Genomic DNA, 18,837 nt, shown 5'->3' on the forward strand with positions numbered 1-18,837 from the left:
GCAATCCGGCGGGGCCGGCAGTGAGACCTCCGGCAGCGCCGGCACAGGGGAGGGCGGGCCGATGGGGGCTGCACAGCGGGTCGAGGCGAGCGGCGTGAGGCCATGGGTGCGGGCTGCTCTGCGCTGCGGAGCGGTGCTGGCGGTGGCCGCCCTCTCGCTCCCGTTCGCGGGCGCCGCGTACGCCGCCCCTTCCACGCCCGAGCCCACCATCAAGGTCGCTCCCGGCGCCGACCCGCTCGCCGACGCCAAGGCCACCCTCGGCCCGATGCTCGACCGCCTGCACCAGCTCTACCAGGAGGCCGAGGCCGCCACCGAGCAGTACAACGCGACGGTCGCCAGGCTCGCCCAGCAGCAGGCCGCCGTCACCGAGCTTCGCGGCCGGCTCGCCCGCCAGCAGGCCGCCGTCGAGGCGGGCACCGACCTCGCCTCCCAGCTGGCCGCCGCGCAGTACCGCAACGGCAACGCCTCCGAGTACGCCGACCTGCTGCTCGCCAAGGACCCCTACGAGGCCGTCACCATCGCCGAGCTCCTGGCCGCCGCCGGGCGCTCGCAGTCGGCCTTCCTGGACCGGCTCAAGGCCGACCGGGAGTCGCTGACCGGCCTGAAGCAGCAGGCCGAGCAGGCCCTCGCCCAGGCCCAGGCCCTGGCCGCCCAGCAGGAGCTGGCCAAGACCGACGTGGCCAAGCGGCTGGCGGCGGTCGAGGACATGGTCGGCTCGCTCACCGGAGCCCAGCGCAGCGAGCTCGAGCAGCTGGAGAAGCAGCAGGCCGACGAGGCGCAGCTGGCCTTCCTCGCCTCGGGCGCCCTCGGCAAGGGCGAGCGCACGCCCTCGCAGGCCGGGCGCAAGGCGGTCGCGTACGCGCTGGCGCAGCTCGGCAAGGACTACGTCTGGGGCGGCGCCGGGCCGGACGTCTTCGACTGCTCCGGGCTCACCTCCCAGGCCTGGCTGCACGCGGGGAAGCCGATCCCGCGCACCAGCCAGGAGCAGTGGGCGGAGCTCAAGCACGTCCCGCTGAACCAGCTGCGCCCGGGCGACCTGGTGGTCTACTTCGGCGGTGCCACGCACATCGCGATGTACATCGGCGGCGGTCTGGTGGTGGTCGCGCCGCACACCGGCGCGGTGGTGAAGGTCGCGCCGATCGGGGCCCTGCCGATCCTCGGCGCCGTCCGCCCGGACCCGGAGTCGGGTGCGGACGACAAGGGCGGTAGCTGGAAGGTGCCGGAGATCCCCAAGGGGTCGGACGGAGCGACCCCGATCCAGCCCTCGAAGCCGACCACGCTGCCGACGCCTCCCGCGCCCACCAACCCGCCCACGCCGACGGCGCCGCCGACCACTCAGCCGCCGACCACCGCGCCGCCGGTCACCCCGACCGCGCCGGGTACGCCCAGCACCCCGGGCACGCCCACCGGCACGGGGTCGCCGTCCGCCTCGGCCTCCACGTCGGCCTCCACGTCGAGCTCGGCTTCCACCTCAAGCTCGGCCTCGGTCTCCGCCTCCTCGGACCCGGACCGCTCCGGCCGGGGCTGACCCCCAGCAGGACCGGGCCGGAGCCGGTTCGCCTGCAGGTAGGGGCACCCCAGGGGGCGCGGGGAACTGCGCGAGGTCGGAAGGCACCGGCCTGCCGCCTCGCGCATTCCCCGCGCCCCTTGTGGTTGGCCCGCTGCCCTACCTTCACACCCCGCTGTCGGCCTCGAAGCGCACCACGACGGCCTTGGAGGTCGGCGTGTTGCTGACGTCCGCCGTGGAGTCCAGCGGCACCAGCACGTTGGTCTCCGGGTAGTACGCGGCCGCGCCGCCCCGGGCCACCGGGTAGTGCACCACCTTGAAGTGCGGCGCCCGGCGCTCCACGCCGTCCCGCCACTCGCTCACCAGGTCGACGTACGAGTCCTCGGCGAGCCCGAGCTCCGCGGCGTCGGCCGGGTTCACCAGGACCACCCGCCGGCCGCCGGTGATGCCGCGGTAGCGGTCGTCCAGGCCGTAGATGGTGGTGTTGTACTGGTCGTGCGAGCGCAGCGTCTGCAGCAGCAGCCGGCCCGCCGGGACCTCGGGGGCGGTCAGCGGGTTGACGGTGAAGTTGGCCTTCCCGGTGGCGGTCGGGAAGGTGCGGCTGTCGCGCGGGCCGTGCGGCAGGGCGAAGCCGCCGGGCTTGCGCACCTTGGTGTTGAAGTCCTCGAAGCCCGGCACCACCCGGGCGATCCGGTCGCGGATGCTGTCGTAGGAGTCGGCGAACTCCTCCCACGGCACGGTGTTCTCGGGCCCCAGCGAGGCCCGGGCCAGCCGGCAGACGATCGCCACCTCGGAGAGCAGCTCCCGGCTCGGCGGCCGCAGCCCGCCGCGCGAGGAGTGCACCATGCCCATCGAGTCCTCGACGCTGACGAACTGGTCGCCCTTGGCCGTCCGGTCCTTGTCGGTACGGCCCAGTGTCGGCAGGATCAGCGCCCGGGCGCCGGTGATCACGTGCGAGCGGTTGAGCTTGGTGGAGACGTGCACGGTGAGCCGGCAGCGGCGCATCGCGGCCTCGGTGACCTCGGTGTCCGGGGTGGCCGCGACGAAGTTGCCGCCCATCGCGAAGAAGACCTTGACCTTGCCGTCGCGCATCGCCCGGATGGTGTCCACCGAGTCGTAGCCGTGCTCGCGCGGCGGCTCGAAGTCGAACTCCTTGGCCAGCGCGTCCAGGAAGGCCGCGCTCGGGCGCTCGAAGATCCCCATCGTGCGGTCGCCCTGCACGTTGCTGTGCCCGCGCACCGGGCAGACGCCGGCGCCCGGCCGGCCCACGTTGCCGCGCAGCAGCAGGAAGTTGACGACCTCGCGGATGGTCGGGACAGCGTGCTTGTGCTGGGTCAGGCCCATCGCCCAGCAGACGATGATCTTGTCCGAGGCCAGGACGAGCCGCGCCAGCTCCTCGATCTGCTCGTACGGCAGGCCGGTGGCCGCCAGCACGGCCTCGCGGTCGGTGGAACCGGCCTCGGCGGCGAACTCCTCGAAGCCCAGGCAGTGCTCGTCGATGAAGGCGCGGTCGACGCCGTCCTCGGCCTGCAGGATCAGCTGGTTCAGCGCGCGGAACAGCGCGAGGTCGCCGCCGAGCCGGATCTGCAGGAAGAGGTCGGTGAGCTTGGTGCCGTGGCCCACCAGGCCGCGGGCGTTCTGCGGGTTCTTGAACCGTTCGAGCCCGGCCTCCGGCAGCGGGTTGACGCTGACGATCTTCGCGCCGGCCCGCTTGGCGCGCTCCAGGGCGGAGAGCATCCGGGGGTGGTTGGTGCCCGGGTTCTGGCCGGCCACGATGATCAGGTCGGCCTGGTACAGGTCCTTGAGGCTGACGCTGCCCTTGCCCACGCCCAGGGTCTCCACCAGCGCGGAGCCGGAGGACTCGTGGCACATGTTCGAGCAGTCGGGGAGGTTGTTGGTGCCGAGCTGCCGGGCGAACAGCTGGTACGCGAAGGCGGCCTCGTTGCTGGTCCGGCCCGAGGTGTAGAAGGCGGCGCCGTCGGGGGTGTCCAGCGCCGTGAGCTCATCGGCGACGATCGCGAAGGCGCGGTCCCAGGAGACCGGGACGTAGTGGGAGGCACCCTCGTCCAGCAGCATCGGCTCGGTCAGCCGGCCCTGCTGGCCGAGCCAGTACCCGGAGCGCTCGGCCAGCTCGGCCACCGGGTGGGCGGCGAAGAACTCGGCGGTGATCCGGCGCTCGGTGGCCTCCTCGGCGACGGCCTTGGCGCCGTTTTCGCAGAACTCGGCGGTGTGCGTCTTGCCGGGCTCCGGCCAGGCGCACCCCGGACAGTCGAAGCCGTCCGGCTGGTTGACCTTGAGCAGGGTGGACAGCGTCCGCCGGGCCCCCATCTGCTCCCCGGCCATCCGCAGGCTGTGCCCGATGGCGGGCAGACCGGCCGCCGCGTGCTGGGGCTCTCCCACCCGGGGCGCGTCCTGCGCCGGGTCACTCTGCGGGGCCTGCTTGGCCATGACCGCCCACCTCCTGCTTCTCGGGGCCACGCGCCGTTGCCGGCCCTGCGCCCAATCCTGTCACCTGCGGACGGACCGGTCAGCGGGCGGCCGCCACGATGCTCTCGGCGGCCCGTCGGCCGGCCAGGGCGCGCAGCAGGGCCCGGGCGGTGGCGTCGTTCTGGCGGAAGGCGGGGGAATCGGTGCGCGGGCGGGAGAAGGCCGCGTACGCCCGGCCGTTGGTGTGCGGGCCGAGCGCCGTGCGGCGCGGGTGCGGGACGTCGCCGAGGGTGGGGTCGATGATCCGGCCGTCGGCCGGTGAGACGGTGAGCAGACCGGAGCGGTGGGTGTGGGTGGCGTCGTCGACCACCTCCTCGACGATCTCCCCGGCCCGGTGCAGCCTGCGCAGCACCGGGTCGTCGGTGCGGTCCAGCACATGCTTGGGCAGGTAGCCCTCGATCAGCGCGGTGGCCCGTACGGTGTGGCCGGGGACGGTCGGGCTGGTGGCGAGGAAGGTGCCGGTGGCCTCGTCGGCCTCCACCCGGAGGTCTGCGCCCAGGAAGCGCACCACGCCGGCCTCGGAGAGCGCGAGCAGTTGGCGGAGCCGGAAGCCGGGCGGCCCGGAGGCCAGGAAGCTGAAGAACCCGAACCACCACTCGTCCAGCTCGGCCGCCACCGAGCGGGCCGTCAGCCGCCCGGACTCCATCACCCGGGGCAGCTGGGCGAAGAGCGAGAGCAGCGCCAGGAAGGCGCCGAGATCGGCGCTGTACGAGAGGTCGGCCCGGCGGTCGGCGTCGGTGGTGATGTAGTCGCGCAGGTGCTGCTGGAGCTGCTCGGCATCGTCCAGCCGCAGTCCGGCCAGCGGGTGGTCCAGGGCCTCGAAGTCCAGCCGGTCGGCGGGGTCCGGGACGGCCGTCCCGACCAGGCGGGTGAGCTCGGGGGAGTACCAGTCCCACCGGTCGTACCCGGCCAGGAACTCCGCCCAGGGCAGGGCGGTGCGCTCCGGGTGGGCGTGGAACAGCTCGTGGTAGTAGCCGAAGCCGATGTCCTTGGCCATCAACGGCCAGACGTCGCGGCGCAGTTCGAGCGGGCCGTGCCCGGCCAGCAGGGCGTCCACGGCGGTGGCGTCGAAGTAGCGGGGCAGCGGTGCGGGCGGGCCCTGGAGCCGGTAGCCGGTCTTCGAGTGGTACGGGACGCCGCGCCGTGAGCCGACGTGGATCACCGGCTCCCGGCCGGACGGGTGGTAGACCAGCCCCTCGGCGGTCTGCTCGAAGCGGCCGCCCCGGCCCTCGGTGAGCAGCGCCACCAGGTCCACGAAGGCCAGTCCGAAGCCGCGCAGGACCAGCTGCTCGCCGGGTGCGATCCCGGAGAGGTCGACGTCCGAGGAGAAGGCGGGCGGCAGGTGGAAGCGGCCGTGGCGGGCCGCGAAGGCGGCGAGCGCGTCGTGCCGGGGGTCGGGCGCCGAGCCGAGATGGCCGAGGGCCAGCACCACCTGGTCGGCCACCAGGACGCCGTCGGTCAGCTGCACCAGCTGCGGTCCGTCGGCCGGCCCGGTGACCGAGCGGGCGGTGTCCCGGTGCACGGTGACGGTGACGTGTTCGGGCAGGTCGGCGACCGCGCGGCGGAACACCCAGGCCAGGTACGCGCTCTGGGCCCGCCGGGTCGGGAAGTCGGTCGGCGCCAGGGTGCGCAGCTCCTCCCGTACGGCCGGGTCGGCGATCGGCTCGTACGGCTCGAACTCCTCGGTGTGGCGGGCCCATTCGGCCAGGGAGGGGCCGGGGCGGACGGGGCCCTCGATGGTCGAGGACTCGTCGGTGAACATGGTGACGTCCTCGGCCATCGAGTTCATCCGCAGCAGCGGGGACTGCTCGTACCGCCAGATCCGGCCGCCGCCGGGCGGGTACGGGTCGGCCAGGTGGATGTGCAGGGGCCGGTCGGCGGGCAGCAGTTCGGCGGCGTTCGCGGCCAGCCGCTCCAGCAGGCCGGTGCCGCGCGGGCCGGCGCCGATGATCACGAGAGTGCTCAACTCCGGGCACCTGCCTTCGCGTCGAGAGCGGCGAAGAAGGCGCGGGCGCGCTGCAACGGGGTCGGCGGCAGCTCACCGCTGGTGGAGCCGCGCGCGTAGTGGCGCTCCAGGTAGTACTGGCCGACGGAGAGCACGCTGGTCACGGCGATGTACCAGACCGTGGCGACCAGCAGCAGCGGGATGACCTGGTACGTCTGGTTGTAGATCACCTGAGCCGAGTACAGCAGGTCCTGGACGGCCAGCACGCTGACGATGCTGGTGCCCTTCAGGGTGCCGATCAGCATGTTCCCGGCGGTCGGCACGATCGAGCGCATCGCCTGCGGGATGACGATCCGGCGCAGCACGCGGGCCCGGCCGAGGCCGAGCGACTGGGCGGCCTCCAGCTGGCCCTGGTCGACGGAGATGATCCCGCCGCGGACCACCTCGGCGGCGTACGCGGCCTCGTGCAGGGTGAGTCCGATGACGGCGGTGAGGGTCGGGCCGAGCAGGTTGACGGTCCTGACGGTGAGGAACTCCGGGCCGAACGGGATTCCCAGGCTCAGCGTCGGGTAGAGCGCGCCGATGTTGAACCAGAACAGCAGCTGCACCAGGATCGGGGTGGAGCGGAAGATCCAGACGTAGCCCCAACTGAGCGTCCGCAGTACGGGGTTGTCGGAGAGGCGGAGCACCGCGAGGAGCGTGCCGAGCGCGAAGCCGAGCACCATGACGGCGGTGGTGAGCCAGAGCGTGAGCAGCAGGCCGTTCACGATCGAGGTCGTGGTGAAGTACTGGCCGACCACGTCCCACTGGAAGGCCCGGTTGCGTACCACGGAGTTGAGCACCATGGCCGGGAGCAGCAGCGCGGCGGCCGAGGCGAGCAGCCGGCCGGGGCGTCGGCGGGAGACGATCGGGGCGTCGGCGGTCTTGGCCAGAGGCGGCGAGGAGGCGGGCAGGACGTCGTGCGTCGTGGCCATGAGGGTGCTCCAGGGCGGGAATGGGCAGGCGAGAATCGGCCGGCCGTCACACGCGATGGGCCACGTCCCTCAACGCGGCCGGAGCCGCCGGCACTTGGCGGGGCTCCTGGTTGCACTCACTCCGTACGGGATCGTACGCATGCCCGATCGGGCACTGTCAAGAACCGTCGGGGTGACCGGTCCTGGAAATGGACAGTGGTTGACGAACTCCAAGGTTCGCTGCTCAACTTACGGCATGAACGCCGAGCAGCCCCTCGTCACGCGCTGCCACATCGACTTCGGTCGAGTGTGGTCGGCGGCGTGTTGCGGCTGACCCGGCAGCGGGCCGTCTGACCGGCCCTTTCTCTCCTTCGGAGACCCTCCCTCGGTTTTCCCCGTTCGCGGGCCGGGATGCCGTCTGCCCTGACGGAACACGGGCGCACGCTGCCGCCATCTCTCACTCCAGCCGTCACGCGCACCTCCTCCCAAGCCTGTTCAGTCCCAGCTTGTCCAGTTCAGCCGCCGCGCGCCGGGGCTCGCTCCGGCCTGCCCGCGCACCGCCGCGGCGGCACGACCGAAAGGCCCATCCCCCATGCCCGTCGAGTTCCTCGGTATCGCCGCCACCGGTGACGGCTCGGAGACCACGCCCCGCACCACGGCCGCCTTCGACCGCGACTACACCCTGCGCCTGGCCCGTGCCCATGAGGACCACGGCTGGGACCGTGTCCTCTTCGCCTACGGGGCCGGCTCCCCCGATCCGGCGCCCGCCGCCGCGTACATCGCGTCCAAGCTGGACCGGCTGCAGATCCTGCTGGCCCACCGGCCGAACGTGTCGTACCCCACCTTCGCAGCCAAGACCTTCGCCACCCTCGACCAGATCAGCAACGGCCGCCTCACGGTGCACTTCATCACCGGTGGCAACGATCACGAACAGCAGCGCGAGGGCGATTTCCTGACGAAGGACCAGCGCTACGACCGCACCCGCGAGTACATCCGAATCGTGAAGAAGGCCTGGACGAGCAAGGAGCCCTTCGACCACGAGGGCGAGTACTACCGCTTCAACGACTTCGTCTCCGACGTCCTCCCCGTCCAGCAGCCCCGGCCCGGCGTCTCCTTCGGCGGCTCCTCGCCGGCGGCGTACGCGGCCGGAGGTGCCGAGGCGGACATCTACTGCCTCTGGGGCGAGCCGCTGGCGCAGACCGCCGAGCAGATCGAGACGGTCAGGGCGGCCGCGAAGGCGGCGGGCCGGACCGACACCCCGCGCATCCAGGTGGCCTTCCGGCCCATCATCGCCCCGACCGAGGAGCTGGCCTGGGAGAAGGCCTACCGGACCGTCGACGCCATCAAGACCCGGCGGGCGGGTGGCGGGCTGATCCGCCGGTACGCGGGCACGCCCGAGAACACCGGTTCCCAGCGCCTGATCGAGATCGCCGAGGCCGGCGAGCGCTACGACCGCGCGCTGTGGACCCCGACCGCCGCCGCCACCGGCGGGGCCGGCAACTCCAACGCCCTGGTCGGCACGCCGGAGACCGTCGCCCAGGCGCTGCTGGACTACTACGACCTCGGCGTCGACATCCTCTCCGCCCGTGGCTACGACCTGCTCGGCGACGCGATCGACTTCGGCCGGTACGTGATCCCGATCGTCCGCGAGGAGGTCGCCAAGCGGGACGCCGCGAAGGCCGCCGCGCGCGAGCGCGACCGGCACCAGCTGATCGCGGTGCAGGCATGACCCTGCTGGTGGAGGTACGCCGGGTCACCCTGGACGACCCGCTGACCGAGCCGCTGGTGCGCGAGCTCACCCATGAGTACGTCAGCCGCTACGGGCCCCAGGCGCACCAGGAGATGAGCCGCTATCCGTCGGCGGAGTTCGAGCCGCCGGACGGGGTGCTGCTGCTCCTGCTGGAGGACGGCGTACCCGTGGCGGGCGGAGCGTACCGCCGCTACGACGCGAGCACGGCCGAGCTCAAGCGGATGTGGACGCACTCCGGGCACCGCCGTCGGGGCCTGGCCCGCCGGGTCCTGGTGGAGCTGGAGCGGGCGGCCGAGGCCGCGGGCTACCGGCGGATCCACCTCACCACCGGGCCGCGACAGCCCGAGGCCAAGGGCCTCTACCTGGCCACCGGCTACACCCCGCTCTTCGACGTCGCGGACGTGCCGGCGGAGTTCCGGCCGCTGCCGTTCGAGAAGCACCTGCCCGCGAAGCCCCTGTTCGAGAGGCCCCGGTCCGAGAACCACCGGTCCGAGAACCACCGGTCCGACCACTCCTGGAAGGCGCCAACCCCGTGAGACGTACCCTTCTCGCCACCGCGGCTCTGCTGCCGACGCTCGCGCTCGCGGCCTGCAGCTCCGACCCGGCCACCACCAAGACGGCAGCCCCGGCCGGGAGTTCGGCCATCGCGGCGGCGAGCCAGGACGTGGTCTCGGGGGAGCGGAAGGTCGACGCCGTCGCCGCGCTGCTGCCGGAGGACGTGCGCAAGGCCGGCAGTCTCAGGCTCGGCGCCGCCGTCGGCAGCCCGCCCACCGCCTTCTACCCGGACCCGGCCACCAAGAAGGCGGCCGGCCTGGACGTCGACTTCGCGGACGCGGTGGCCAAAGTGCTGGGCATCACCATCCAGCGCGAGGACGCCTCCTTCGAGACGACCCTCCCCGCTCTCCGCTCCGCGATCACGGAGTCCAGGATCAGCCCGCCCGAGCACCCGTGACCCCGTGTCGGCCCTCGCCCCGCGAAGGAATACCCCCATGAGCAGCAGCACAGCCACCACCGAGAAACCGGTGAGTGCCAGACCCGATGACCTCGCCGACCTCCCGGTCGTCCCCGCCCGGCACCCCTGGCGGTGGGTGGCCGGGGCCGTCGCCGTCGTCGTGGTCGCCCAGTTCCTGCACGGCCTGGCGACGAACCCCGGCTGGGACTGGCAGACCTTCAACGCCTTCCTGACCACCGAGACCATCCTCCGGGCGGTCTGGGTCACCCTCCAACTCACCTTCTACGGCACGGTCCTGGGCTTCGCGCTGGGTGCCGTCGTCGCCTTCCTGCGGCTCTCGCCCAGCCCGATCCTCCAGACCATCGCCTGGACGTACGTCTGGGCGTTCCGGTCGATCCCGCTGATCGTCCAGCTGGTCTTCTGGTTCAACCTCTCGTACCTCTACAAGCGGCTCGGCATCGGCATCCCGTTCGGCCCCACCGTGTGGTCCTTCAGCACCGTCGACGTGCTCGGCGCGCTCGGTGCGGCCGTGCTGGGGCTGGCGCTGCACCAGGCCGCGTACGCCGCCGAGATCATCCGGGCCGGGGTCATCTCGGTCGACGGCGGGCAGCTGGAGGCGGCCGCCGCGCTCGGCATCCCCCGGCTGCGGCAGATCCGGCGGATCGTGCTGCCGCAGGCGATGCGGGCCATCCTGCCGAACGCCGCCAACGAGGTCGTCTCGCTCTTCAAGGGCACCTCGATCGTCTATGTGATGGCGATCGGCGAGCTCTTCTACCAGGTGCAGGTCATCTACGGCCGCACCGGCCGGGTGGTGCCGCTGCTGATGGTGGCCACCGTCTGGTACGTGCTGCTCACCACGCTGCTGTCGATCGGTCAGTACTACGTCGAGCGGTACTTCGCCCGGGGCGCCGACCGCAACCCGCCGCCGACCCCGCTGCAGCGGGCCCGAGCACTCGTCCGCCACATCCGGGCCACGCGCCTGATCGCCCCTGGAGGCCTCACATGACCGCGACCATGGTGGACGTCCGAGGCGTCCACAAGAGCTTCGGCCGGCTCGAAGTGCTGCGCGGCGTCGACCTCCAGGTCGAGGCGGGCTCGGTCACCGTCATCCTCGGGCCCTCCGGCTCGGGCAAGTCGACCCTGCTGCGCGCCATCAACCACCTGGAGAAGCTCAACCGGGGTTACGTCTCCATCGACGGTGAGCTGATCGGCTACCGTCGCGCGGGCGGCAAGCTGCACGAACTCAAGGAACGCGAGGTGCTGCGCCAGCGCACCCACATCGGGTTCGTGTTCCAGAACTTCAACCTCTTCCCGCACCTCACGGTGGTGGAGAACATCGTGGAAGCGCCGGTCAGCGCGCTGCGCAGGCCCAAGGCCGAGGCGCGGGCCCACGCCCTCGAACTGCTCGCCCGGGTCGGTCTCGCCGACAAGGCGGACGCCTACCCGCGCCAGCTCTCCGGCGGCCAGCAGCAGCGGGTGGCGATCGCCCGCGCGCTGGCCCTGGAGCCCAAGGTGCTGCTCTTCGACGAGCCCACCTCGGCGCTCGACCCCGAGCTGGTCGGCGAGGTCCTGGACGTCATCAAGGACCTGGCCCGCACCGGCACCACCATGATCGTCGTCACCCATGAGATCGGGTTCGCCCGCGAGGCGGCGGACACCGTGGTCTTCATGGACGGCGGGGTGGTGGTCGAACAGGGCCCGCCCGCCGCCGTCCTGGACGACCCGCAGCACGAGCGCACCCGCGCCTTCCTCTCCAAGGTCCTCTGACCTTCCCCTTCGGCTCAGGAGTTGTGCCATGTCCCTACCCCGTCGTGCCCTCATCGCCGCCGCTGCCGGTCTCTCGGCCACCCTGGTGCTGACCGCCTGCGGCTCCTCCTCCACCGCCTCGGCCGATCCGGGAGGCACGAAGGGCAGCGTCGCACCCAACGGGGTCACGGTGAACCTGACGGCCGACCAGAAGAGGGTCACCACCGCCAAGGTGGACGCGGTGGCCGCGCTCGTACCGGAGGAGATCCGCAGGAGAGGCACCCTGCAGGTCGTGGACTCGCTCGGCACCGTGCCGCCGCTGGACTTCCACGCCACCGACGACAGGACCATCATCGGCGTCGAGCCCGACATCGCGTACCTGATCGGCGACGTGCTCGGCCTGAAGGTCGAACTCAACCCGGTCTCGTGGGAGAACGTCTTCGTCGGGCTGGACAGCGGCAAGTACGACGTCGGCCTCACCAACATCACGGTGACGGAGGCCCGCAAGGAGAAGTACGACTTCACCACGTACCGCCTCGACATCCTCGGCTTCGAGGCGAAGAAGGGCTCCGGCTGGAAGGTCGCCGGGCCCAAGGACGTGGCCGGGCACACCATCGCCGTCTCCTCCGGCACCAACCAGGAGAAGCTGCTGATCGCCTGGAACGAGCAGAACGTCAAGGCCGGCCTGAAGCCCGTCGACATCAAGTACTTCCAGAACTCCTCCGACTACTACCTGGCGCTCTCCTCCGGCCGGATCGACGCCTACCTCGGCCCGAACCCCAGCCTGGCCTTCCACGCGGGCCAGACCGGCGAGACCGAGGTGATCGGCACCTACTCCGGCGCCGGCGCCGAGGTGCTCGGCAAGATCGGGGCCACCACCAGGAAGGACAACGGCCTGGTCAAGGCGCTGAACGAGGCCCTCAACACCGTCATCAGGAACGGCACCTACGGCCAGGTGCTGAAGCGCTGGGGCCTGGACAACGAGGCCGTCCAGACCTCCGAGATCAACCCGCCGGGGCTGCCGAAGACCGACAAGTAAGACCGCCCCCCAATTGCCGGCCGGTCCAAGCCCGCCCGAGCCCGGTGCCGCCGCTATCGTGAAGTCTGTTCGATTCGGCGGCACTTGGGTGCGGGGGCGCGATGAAATCCGGGGACATGCTGCACGGTCGGTACCTCCTGGTCGGTGAGCTGGGCCGGGGCGGGTTCGGCGTGGTCTGGCGGGCGGAGGACACCCGGCTGGACCGCGAGGTCGCGGTGAAGGTCATCTCGGACCGGTACGTGGCCGACCCCCGTGACGTCCGGCGCTTCGACGACGAGGCGCGAGCGGTGGCCAGGCTCAACCACCCGAACATCGTGACGCTGCACGATCTCGCCGAGGCGCCGTCCGGGCACTACCTGGTGATGGAACTGATCACCGGACGCTCGCTGGCCGCCGTGCTCAAGGACGGCCGTCCCGAAGCAGGGCTCGCGCTCGACTGGATCGGGCAGGTGTGCTCCGCCCTGGACGCCGCCCACCGGGCCGGGATCGTGCACCGGGACATCAAGCCCGAGAACATCATGCTCACCGACACCGGTCAGGTGAAGGTGCTGGACTTCGGCATCGCCCGCCTGGAGGGCCGCAGTATCGGCCTCACCAGCACCGGCACGGTCATCGGCAGTCCGCTCTACCTGGCCCCCGAACGGTGGTCCGGCGGCGCGGTCGACGGGCGGGCGGACCTCTACGCGGTCGGCTGCATCCTGTACGAACTCTGCACCGGCCGAAGGGCGTTCGACGCCGACTCCGTCGCCGAGCTGATGTACCGGCACCTCGACGTGGCGCCGGTGCCGCCTCGCTCGCTGGTGCCGTCGCTGCCCGCCGAGCTGGAGGAGCTGATGCTCGACCTGCTCGCCAAGGCCTCCGCCGACCGCCCGGCGGACGCCGCCGAGGTGCGCCGACGGCTCGGCGAGGTGCGCTTCGACCGCGCCGCCGAGCTCAAGGCGCGCGCCGACGCCGCCTGGGCCCTCGGCGCAGCCGGCGACCCGGGCGCCGCCGTACGCCAACTGCAGCCGTTGATCGCCGAGTTCGCCCGCGAGTGCGGCCCGGACGACCCCCGCACCCTGCGGACCTGCCACGACCTCGCCCTCTGGCTCGCCGCCGACGGCCACCCGGCCGCCGCGGTCGGCCTGCTCCGCGAGATCCTCGGCACCGGCATCTCCGGCGAGATCGCCGCGGCCGCCGCCGTCGACCTCGCCCGCTTCGAACGGGCCCTTCCGCGCCGCGCCGCCGTCCCCACCGGCGAGCTCGCCCCGCTGCTCAGAAGCTGAAGCCCGCCGGGATCCGCTCCAGCACCCCGCCGGCGAAGACGTCGTACAGCGGCAGCGACTCCAGGTGCACATAGCCGATGTGGCAGTCGCAGACGTCCAGCGGGCAGGGGCGCGGGCCCAGTGCGGCCCGGTACGAGCCGTCGTAGAGGTTGCCCAGTGGGGCCCGGACGAAGTGGCAGCGCTGCACCGCGCCGTCGCCGTCCACGGAGATCACCGACTCCCCGGTACGGCAGGGCAGCCCGGCGCTCGGGTGCGGGTGGCGGCTGTAGCCGAACAGCGGGTCGAGCGCCGTCCAGTCCTCGGCCTCCGCGTCGGTGTAGCTGCGGCCTTCGGCGGCGTTCACCCAGAGATAGATCTCCGGCGGCAGCTCGGCGCGCAGGCGCCGTGCCGCGCCCAGGTGTTCGGGCTCGCCGACCACGCCGACGCTGTACCGTGCGCCGAGCGCGTCGAGCTCGCCGCACTTGGTGAGGAACCGCTCGTGGGTCACCTGCCCCGGGTGGTAGGTCGTCCAGAGGGCGAGGGTGCCCAGGTCGGCCTCGGCGAGCCAGTCGGTACGGAAGCTCAGGTTGGTCTGGATCGCGACCCGGCGGATGTGCGGCAGGTGGCTCAGTTCGGCCAGCGCGCTGCGGTACCAGGAGCGGACCAGGCCCTCGCCCCACGGGGTGAACAGCAGTGACAGGGTGTCCGAGGTCTGCCCGGCGGCCCAGCCCGCGAACCGCTCCAACGCCGCCCGGTCGGTGCGCAGCTGCGCCGGGGAGTCCCGGCGCTTGGCGAACGGACAGTACGGGCAGTCGTAGTCGCAGGAGGCCAGCGGGCCGCGGTAGAGGATCGTCAGATCCAGTGGCGTGTCCTGGGCCGGGCGCAGGCCCGGCAGGCCGAGGTAGGTCATTTCAGCTCGTACGAGGCCATGGCGGTGCGGACCGCCGAGGAGAACAGGGCCGGCCCGACGGAGTCCGAGTGCGCCAGGCCCTCGGGGGTGAGGACGAGCCTGCCCCGGGACTCCTCGAGCCGGCCCTGATCAGTCAGGGCGGCCAGCTCGGCGCCGAAGTCCTCGGCCACGTCGGAGCCGAACCTTCGGCGGTAGTCGGCCGGTTCGAGGCCCTCGGCCTGCAGCAGCGACTGGATCAGGTGCCGCCGCCGGGCCTCCTCCGGCACGATCACCCGGCCCACCTCCGCATGGCCGAAGTCCTCGGTGGCCACGTAGTCGTCGATGATGCCGCGGACCTCCGACGCGCTGACCGCGTAGTCGAAGGAGTAGTGCAGCCCCGAGGTGTACGAGCGGGCGCCGCAGCCCAGGCCGACCATGCCGTCGGTCTGGCAGCTGTACTCGCTGCTGCCGGCCTCGGGGGAGCCGAAACGACGGAACATCCGCATCGAGACCTGCTGGTAGCCGTTGGCCAGCAGGTGGTCCCGGCCGGCCCGGTACAGCGCCAGGCGCTGAGCGTCCCAACCGGCGGGCGACTCGTCGGCGGCCCGCCGGCCGAGGCCGGTCAACGGCCGGACGTACAGCGGGTAGAGATAGAGCTCCTCCGGCTGCCAGGCGAGCGCGGCGTCCAGCGAGCGCAGCCAGCTCGCCTCGGTCTGGCCGTCGATGCCGTAGATCAGGTCGATGTTCAGCACCGGGATGCCCGCCGCCCGGATCCGCCCGAGTGCGGCCTCGACCGCGGCGCGCTTCTGCGGGCGGACGGCCGACCTGGCCTCCTCGTCCAGGAAGGACTGCACGCCCAGGCTGAGCCGGGTGGTGCCGCGGGCGGCGAGGACCTCCAGCCGGTCGGCCGTCGCGGTGTCGGGCGAGGCCTCGACGGAGAGGGGTATCGCGCGCAGGTCGGCGCCCATCCGCTGCTCGGTGATGTCGCAGAGCCGCTCCAGCTCGGCGGGGGTCAGATAGGTGGGGGTGCCGCCGCCGAAGGCCGCCAGTGCGAAGTGGGCGTCCTCGGCCAGCGCCGCCCGGACGGCACCGGCCTGCCGCTCCAGCGCGTCCAGGTAGGCCGTCGTCAGGCCGTCGGGGCTGCCGATCCTGGTGAACAGGTTGCAGAAGCCGCAGCGCACCTCGCAGAACGGGATGTGCAGGTAGAGCGAGAGCGCATGCTGCGGCTCGCCCGCCCACAGCTCGCTCAGCGCCGGGCGGGGGCGCAGCGGGCGGTAGGCGGTCTTGTGCGGGTAGGCGTAGACGTACGACTGGTACGGCGACTCGCTCATGAGCTCTTTTCGGCTGCAGGGATCGTGAAGTGCGCGTACGGGACCGTCCAGACCACCTCGTGGCCGATCCGGTGGCCGGTGTAGCCGTCCTCGCCGTACGCGGTGCCGTGGTCGGAGCAGACGATCGCGAAGCACGGACGGCGGCGGCTCATCGCCGCGAAGAGCCGGGCGATGTGGGCGTCCACGTACTCCAGGGCGGCGGCGTGGCTGGCCCGGGTGTCGCCGTGCTCCCGGGTGGCGCCCGGCAGGTGGAACCAGTTCGGCTGGTGCAGCGCCGGGACGTTCACGAAGAGGAACAGCGGCTGCTCGGGCCGCTGTTCGGCGGCCACCCGCTCGGCCCGGGCGACCTGCGCCTCGAAGGAGGTGGGCGAGGGGACGCCGAACTCCGGCTCCCAGTGGCTCTCCTGGAACAGGCCGGGCAGCACCGAGCCGAGCGGCCCCTGCTTGTTGAAGAAGCCGACACCGCCGATGCAGACCGTCCGGTACCCGGCGGCGGCCAGGGCGGAGGGGAGGTCGGGGGTGTCGAAGACCCAGGTGCGCGGCTCGGTGGTCTCCGAACCGGCGAAGCGGGCCGCGAACAGGCGCGGATGCGGCCCGTCCGGGCTCGCCGGGGTGGGCAGGAACCCGGCCAGCATCGCCTGGTGGGCGGCGTAGGTGAAGCTGCCGGGGGAGTGCCGGCGCTCCCAGCGGCCGCGGGGCAGCACGGCCGCGAGATTCGGGATCCGCCCGGCCTCGGCCAGCTCCTCGGCGACATCGAAGCGAAGCGTGTCGAGGGTGACCAGGAGCAGGTCGTGGCTGCCGACCACGGCGTTCATGTCGGGTATCTGGTGGTGCTTCATGGCAGTTCCGTTTCGAGCAGGGCCGTTTCGAGCAGGGCGGCGACCTGGGCGCCGTACGCGTCCAGGCCTTCGGCGGGGCCGTCGGGCAGGCCGGTGAGACGGGGCAGCAGGTCGCCGAAGGCGTTCACCTCGCCGACGTACCAGCGCCGCCAGCCCGCGCCGGGGAGTACGTCGATGCCGACCATGGGGGAGCGCGGGAAGCAGGCGGCGACGCGCTCGCAGAGCTCCAGCAGCACGGGCCAGCCGCGCCCAGCCGCCTCGCGTACGAGCGCAAGGTCGCCCCGTGCGCCGCCCAGGTGGAGGTTGGTCAGCGGGCCGGCGCTGGTCCGCACCACCGCGTGGGTGACCCGCCCCGCCACGACCACCACCCGCAGGTCGGCCGAGCGGCCCCGCTGAGCGGCCTTCGGGATCCACTGCTCGACGTGCAGCCCGTCCGGCGCGAGCCCGTCCACGACGGCGGCGATCTCGCGCTCGTCCGAGTACCGGCGTACCCGCAGCGAGTTGTGCAGCTCGCCCGCCACCAGCTCCACGGAGGTGGTGGCCCGCACCTGCCCGCGCGGCCCGAACTCCAGCGCCAGCACGCCGGACGCGGAGGAGGCGTGCGCGGGCTTCACGAAGACCCGCCGCAGCCCGGCCGCGCCGAGCCGCTCCCTGAGCCCCTCCCAGCCGGTGACCTCCTGCTCGAGCGCGCGAGGCACCGGTACGCCGGCGGCCGAGAGCGCCCGGTGCGTACGGCGCTTGTCGAACATCACCGCGATCTCCCCGGGATCGCCGAGCAGCCGGGCGCCCGGGGTCTGCCGGACGCTCTCCGCCACCCGCCCGAGCGCGGCCGTCACCCCCGCGTACCAAGCGGCGGTGCCCTCCACCCTCGTCGGCGCGTACCCCGGGCCGAGCGCCGCGCCGCGCAGCAGCTCGTCGACCGCCGCGTCCTCACCCGGCGAGTCGACCCGCAGCAGCGTGCCGGGGGTGATCCGGAAATCGCCGCGGAGTACCGAGAGCCAGGGCAGCACGACAGGCTCGGGCAGCCCGGCGGCCCGGGCGGCGGCGCCGAACAGCGCGACCCGCCGGTGGCCCGGATGGCCGAGCACGGTGAGGTGGGGGAGCGTCATGGCCTGCTGCTACTCGCCGTTGGCCACGTAGCGCCAGTCGTCGTCCGGCTCCTTCTGCTTCGACAGGTCGAGGTCGACCCCGGCGGCGCCGAGGGTGTCGCGCAGCCGCTGCTGGAGCTCCTCGCTCAGGAAGTGGTGGTGCAGGTCCAGGGACTTCAGGTGGGTGAGCGGCTGACCCGCCAGGAGCGCGATGGCGCCCTCGTCGGTGAGGGTGCCCAGGGCCAGGCTGAGCCGCTCCAGCTGCGCCACGACCGGCGCGTTGCTGACGGCCTCGGCGATCTGGTCCTGGATCTCGCTGTTCTCCAGACCCAGGTGACGCAGCGCCGGGAAGCGGGCGCCGGCCAGGAACGGTGCCAGGTCGGAGATGCTCGCGTCGCCGCCGTACTCGTCCAGACCGAGCCACAGCTCCAGCCGCTCCAGCGCCGGCAGCTCGCACTCGCCGACCGCCCGCACCACCTCCCCGGGCAGCCCGCCGGCCTCGAACCGCAGGGCGCGCAGGTGGTCGTGCCGCACCGGACGCAGCGCCAGCCGGCTCTTCCCGTCGTAGTCGCCGGACGCGCCGCGCACCACCAGCTCCTCCAGCTGCGGGAAGGACTCCAGTACGGGCGTGACGTCCGTCATCTGCAGCCAGGAGATCTCGCACTCCTCGTACGTCACGTCGCCGATGAACAGCGCGCGCAGCGCGGGCAGCCGGCCGGCGCTGCGGACGATCGCCGCCAGCGCCTCCGTCAGGGGTTCGTAGTCCTCCGCCCACCACGGGCCGATGACGACGGCCCGGACCTCGCTGCACTCCACCGCGTCGAGGAAGGCCGTCCAGCGCTCCTCGAAGGACTCCTCGGCGTCGTAGTCGAGCCCCACCCGCCAGGCCGCCGCGCCCGGCGCGGGCAGCTCGCGGTCCTGCTCCGGCTCCTCCTCGGGGAAGAAGTCGAAGACCGGCAGTCCGTGGAACTCCTCGATGTGCTTGCCAATGGCCATCGCGCGTCTCCTCGTGGTGGTGGGGCCGCGCCTTGTCTATCAGGCAGGTCCGACAAGGAGCGGAGTGGGGG

At 72.5% G+C, this 18,837-nt stretch carries 16 protein-coding genes; 8 read left to right on the forward strand and 8 right to left on the reverse strand.

Annotated features, from left to right (window positions below):
* The first annotated feature begins 61 nt into the window (after positions 1-61).
* Entirely contained in the window at positions 62-1,528 is a 1,467-nt protein-coding gene (locus FB465_RS22535; RefSeq protein ID WP_211785836.1) for a C40 family peptidase, read from the forward strand.
* 144 nt (positions 1,529-1,672) lie between these two features.
* Here FB465_RS22535 and FB465_RS22540 read toward each other — a convergent pair whose 3' ends face one another.
* From FB465_RS22540 to FB465_RS22550, 3 genes are all read right to left on the reverse strand, one after another.
* Positions 1,673-3,955, reverse strand: coding sequence for an FdhF/YdeP family oxidoreductase (locus FB465_RS22540; protein WP_145793235.1), 2,283 nt, complete (start codon positions 3,953-3,955; stop codon positions 1,673-1,675).
* Between the two features lie 79 nt (positions 3,956-4,034).
* Positions 4,035-5,960: an FAD/NAD(P)-binding protein gene (locus tag FB465_RS22545; protein ID WP_145793236.1), complete on the reverse strand. Its 1,926-nt coding sequence runs from the start codon at positions 5,958-5,960 to the stop codon at positions 4,035-4,037.
* Positions 5,957-6,913: an amino acid ABC transporter permease gene (locus tag FB465_RS22550; RefSeq protein WP_145793238.1), complete on the reverse strand. Its 957-nt coding sequence runs from the start codon at positions 6,911-6,913 to the stop codon at positions 5,957-5,959. Before FB465_RS22550 ends, FB465_RS22545 begins: the two co-directional genes overlap by 4 nt.
* Positions 6,914-7,484: 571 nt before the next feature.
* Between FB465_RS22550 and FB465_RS22555 the strand changes: the two genes are divergently transcribed.
* The 7 genes from FB465_RS22555 to FB465_RS22585 all read left to right on the forward strand — a co-directional run bounded on the left by FB465_RS22555 (position 7,485) and on the right by FB465_RS22585 (position 13,644).
* On the forward strand, positions 7,485-8,621 hold the full coding sequence (locus FB465_RS22555; protein ID WP_145793239.1) for an LLM class flavin-dependent oxidoreductase: 1,137 nt from the start codon (positions 7,485-7,487) through the stop codon (positions 8,619-8,621).
* A complete protein-coding gene (locus FB465_RS22560) occupies positions 8,618-9,178 on the forward strand; it encodes a GNAT family N-acetyltransferase (protein WP_145793241.1) in 561 nt (186 codons plus the stop codon). Before FB465_RS22555 ends, FB465_RS22560 begins: the two co-directional genes overlap by 4 nt.
* Positions 9,175-9,594, forward strand: coding sequence for a transporter substrate-binding domain-containing protein (locus FB465_RS22565; protein ID WP_145793243.1), 420 nt, complete (start codon positions 9,175-9,177; stop codon positions 9,592-9,594). The genes FB465_RS22560 and FB465_RS22565 overlap by 4 nt, the downstream gene beginning before the upstream one ends.
* A gap of 37 nt (positions 9,595-9,631) precedes the next feature.
* On the forward strand, positions 9,632-10,600 hold the full coding sequence (locus FB465_RS22570; protein ID WP_145793245.1) for an amino acid ABC transporter permease: 969 nt from the start codon (positions 9,632-9,634) through the stop codon (positions 10,598-10,600).
* Positions 10,597-11,361, forward strand: coding sequence for an amino acid ABC transporter ATP-binding protein (locus FB465_RS22575; protein WP_145793247.1), 765 nt, complete (start codon positions 10,597-10,599; stop codon positions 11,359-11,361). Before FB465_RS22570 ends, FB465_RS22575 begins: the two co-directional genes overlap by 4 nt.
* A 28-nt stretch (positions 11,362-11,389) precedes the next feature.
* The gene (locus FB465_RS22580) at positions 11,390-12,379 is read left to right on the forward strand and encodes an ABC transporter substrate-binding protein (RefSeq protein WP_145793249.1); all 990 of its coding nucleotides are present in this window, start codon (positions 11,390-11,392) and stop codon (positions 12,377-12,379) included.
* A gap of 116 nt (positions 12,380-12,495) precedes the next feature.
* Complete coding sequence (locus FB465_RS22585; RefSeq protein WP_170290664.1) at positions 12,496-13,644, forward strand: serine/threonine-protein kinase; 1,149 nt, start codon at positions 12,496-12,498, stop codon at positions 13,642-13,644.
* Here the strand turns inward: FB465_RS22585 and FB465_RS22590 are convergent.
* From FB465_RS22590 to FB465_RS22610, 5 genes are read right to left on the reverse strand one after another with little or no spacing between them, the layout of a single operon-like run.
* On the reverse strand, positions 13,634-14,485 hold the full coding sequence (locus tag FB465_RS22590) for an STM4011 family radical SAM protein (RefSeq protein ID WP_211785999.1): 852 nt from the start codon (positions 14,483-14,485) through the stop codon (positions 13,634-13,636). The genes FB465_RS22585 and FB465_RS22590 overlap by 11 nt on opposite strands.
* A 44-nt stretch (positions 14,486-14,529) precedes the next feature.
* Entirely contained in the window at positions 14,530-15,843 is a 1,314-nt protein-coding gene (locus FB465_RS22595) for an STM4012 family radical SAM protein (RefSeq protein WP_145793254.1), read from the reverse strand.
* The gene (locus FB465_RS22600) at positions 15,840-16,658 is read right to left on the reverse strand and encodes an STM4013/SEN3800 family hydrolase (protein ID WP_145797524.1); all 819 of its coding nucleotides are present in this window, start codon (positions 16,656-16,658) and stop codon (positions 15,840-15,842) included. The genes FB465_RS22595 and FB465_RS22600 overlap by 4 nt, the downstream gene beginning before the upstream one ends.
* Positions 16,659-16,678: 20 nt before the next feature.
* Positions 16,679-17,791 (reverse strand): STM4014 family protein, encoded by a 1,113-nt coding sequence (locus FB465_RS22605; protein WP_145793255.1) that lies wholly within the window; start codon positions 17,789-17,791, stop codon positions 16,679-16,681.
* Positions 17,792-17,800: 9 nt separating this feature from the next.
* Positions 17,801-18,766, reverse strand: a complete 966-nt coding sequence (locus FB465_RS22610; RefSeq protein WP_145793257.1) for an STM4015 family protein — start codon at positions 18,764-18,766, stop codon at positions 17,801-17,803.
* Positions 18,767-18,837: the final 71 nt, after the last annotated feature.

The sequence above is a fragment of the Kitasatospora atroaurantiaca genome, assembly GCF_007828955.1.
Classification (GTDB): domain Bacteria; phylum Actinomycetota; class Actinomycetes; order Streptomycetales; family Streptomycetaceae; genus Kitasatospora; species Kitasatospora atroaurantiaca.

Coding starts and splice junctions, on each gene's coding strand:
- FB465_RS22610 (WP_145793257.1), bottom strand. CDS start 18,766: ATGGCCATTGGCAAGCACATCGAGGAGTTCCACGGACTGCCGGTCTTC.
- FB465_RS22550 (WP_145793238.1), bottom strand. CDS start 6,913: ATGGCCACGACGCACGACGTCCTGCCCGCCTCCTCGCCGCCTCTGGCC.
- FB465_RS22540 (WP_145793235.1), bottom strand. CDS start 3,955: ATGGCCAAGCAGGCCCCGCAGAGTGACCCGGCGCAGGACGCGCCCCGG.
- FB465_RS22560 (WP_145793241.1), top strand. CDS start 8,618: ATGACCCTGCTGGTGGAGGTACGCCGGGTCACCCTGGACGACCCGCTG.
- FB465_RS22535 (WP_211785836.1), top strand. CDS start 62: ATGGGGGCTGCACAGCGGGTCGAGGCGAGCGGCGTGAGGCCATGGGTG.
- FB465_RS22555 (WP_145793239.1), top strand. CDS start 7,485: ATGCCCGTCGAGTTCCTCGGTATCGCCGCCACCGGTGACGGCTCGGAG.
- FB465_RS22570 (WP_145793245.1), top strand. CDS start 9,632: ATGAGCAGCAGCACAGCCACCACCGAGAAACCGGTGAGTGCCAGACCC.
- FB465_RS22595 (WP_145793254.1), bottom strand. CDS start 15,843: ATGAGCGAGTCGCCGTACCAGTCGTACGTCTACGCCTACCCGCACAAG.
- FB465_RS22575 (WP_145793247.1), top strand. CDS start 10,597: ATGACCGCGACCATGGTGGACGTCCGAGGCGTCCACAAGAGCTTCGGC.
- FB465_RS22580 (WP_145793249.1), top strand. CDS start 11,390: ATGTCCCTACCCCGTCGTGCCCTCATCGCCGCCGCTGCCGGTCTCTCG.
- FB465_RS22585 (WP_170290664.1), top strand. CDS start 12,496: ATGCTGCACGGTCGGTACCTCCTGGTCGGTGAGCTGGGCCGGGGCGGG.
- FB465_RS22605 (WP_145793255.1), bottom strand. CDS start 17,791: ATGACGCTCCCCCACCTCACCGTGCTCGGCCATCCGGGCCACCGGCGG.
- FB465_RS22600 (WP_145797524.1), bottom strand. CDS start 16,658: ATGAACGCCGTGGTCGGCAGCCACGACCTGCTCCTGGTCACCCTCGAC.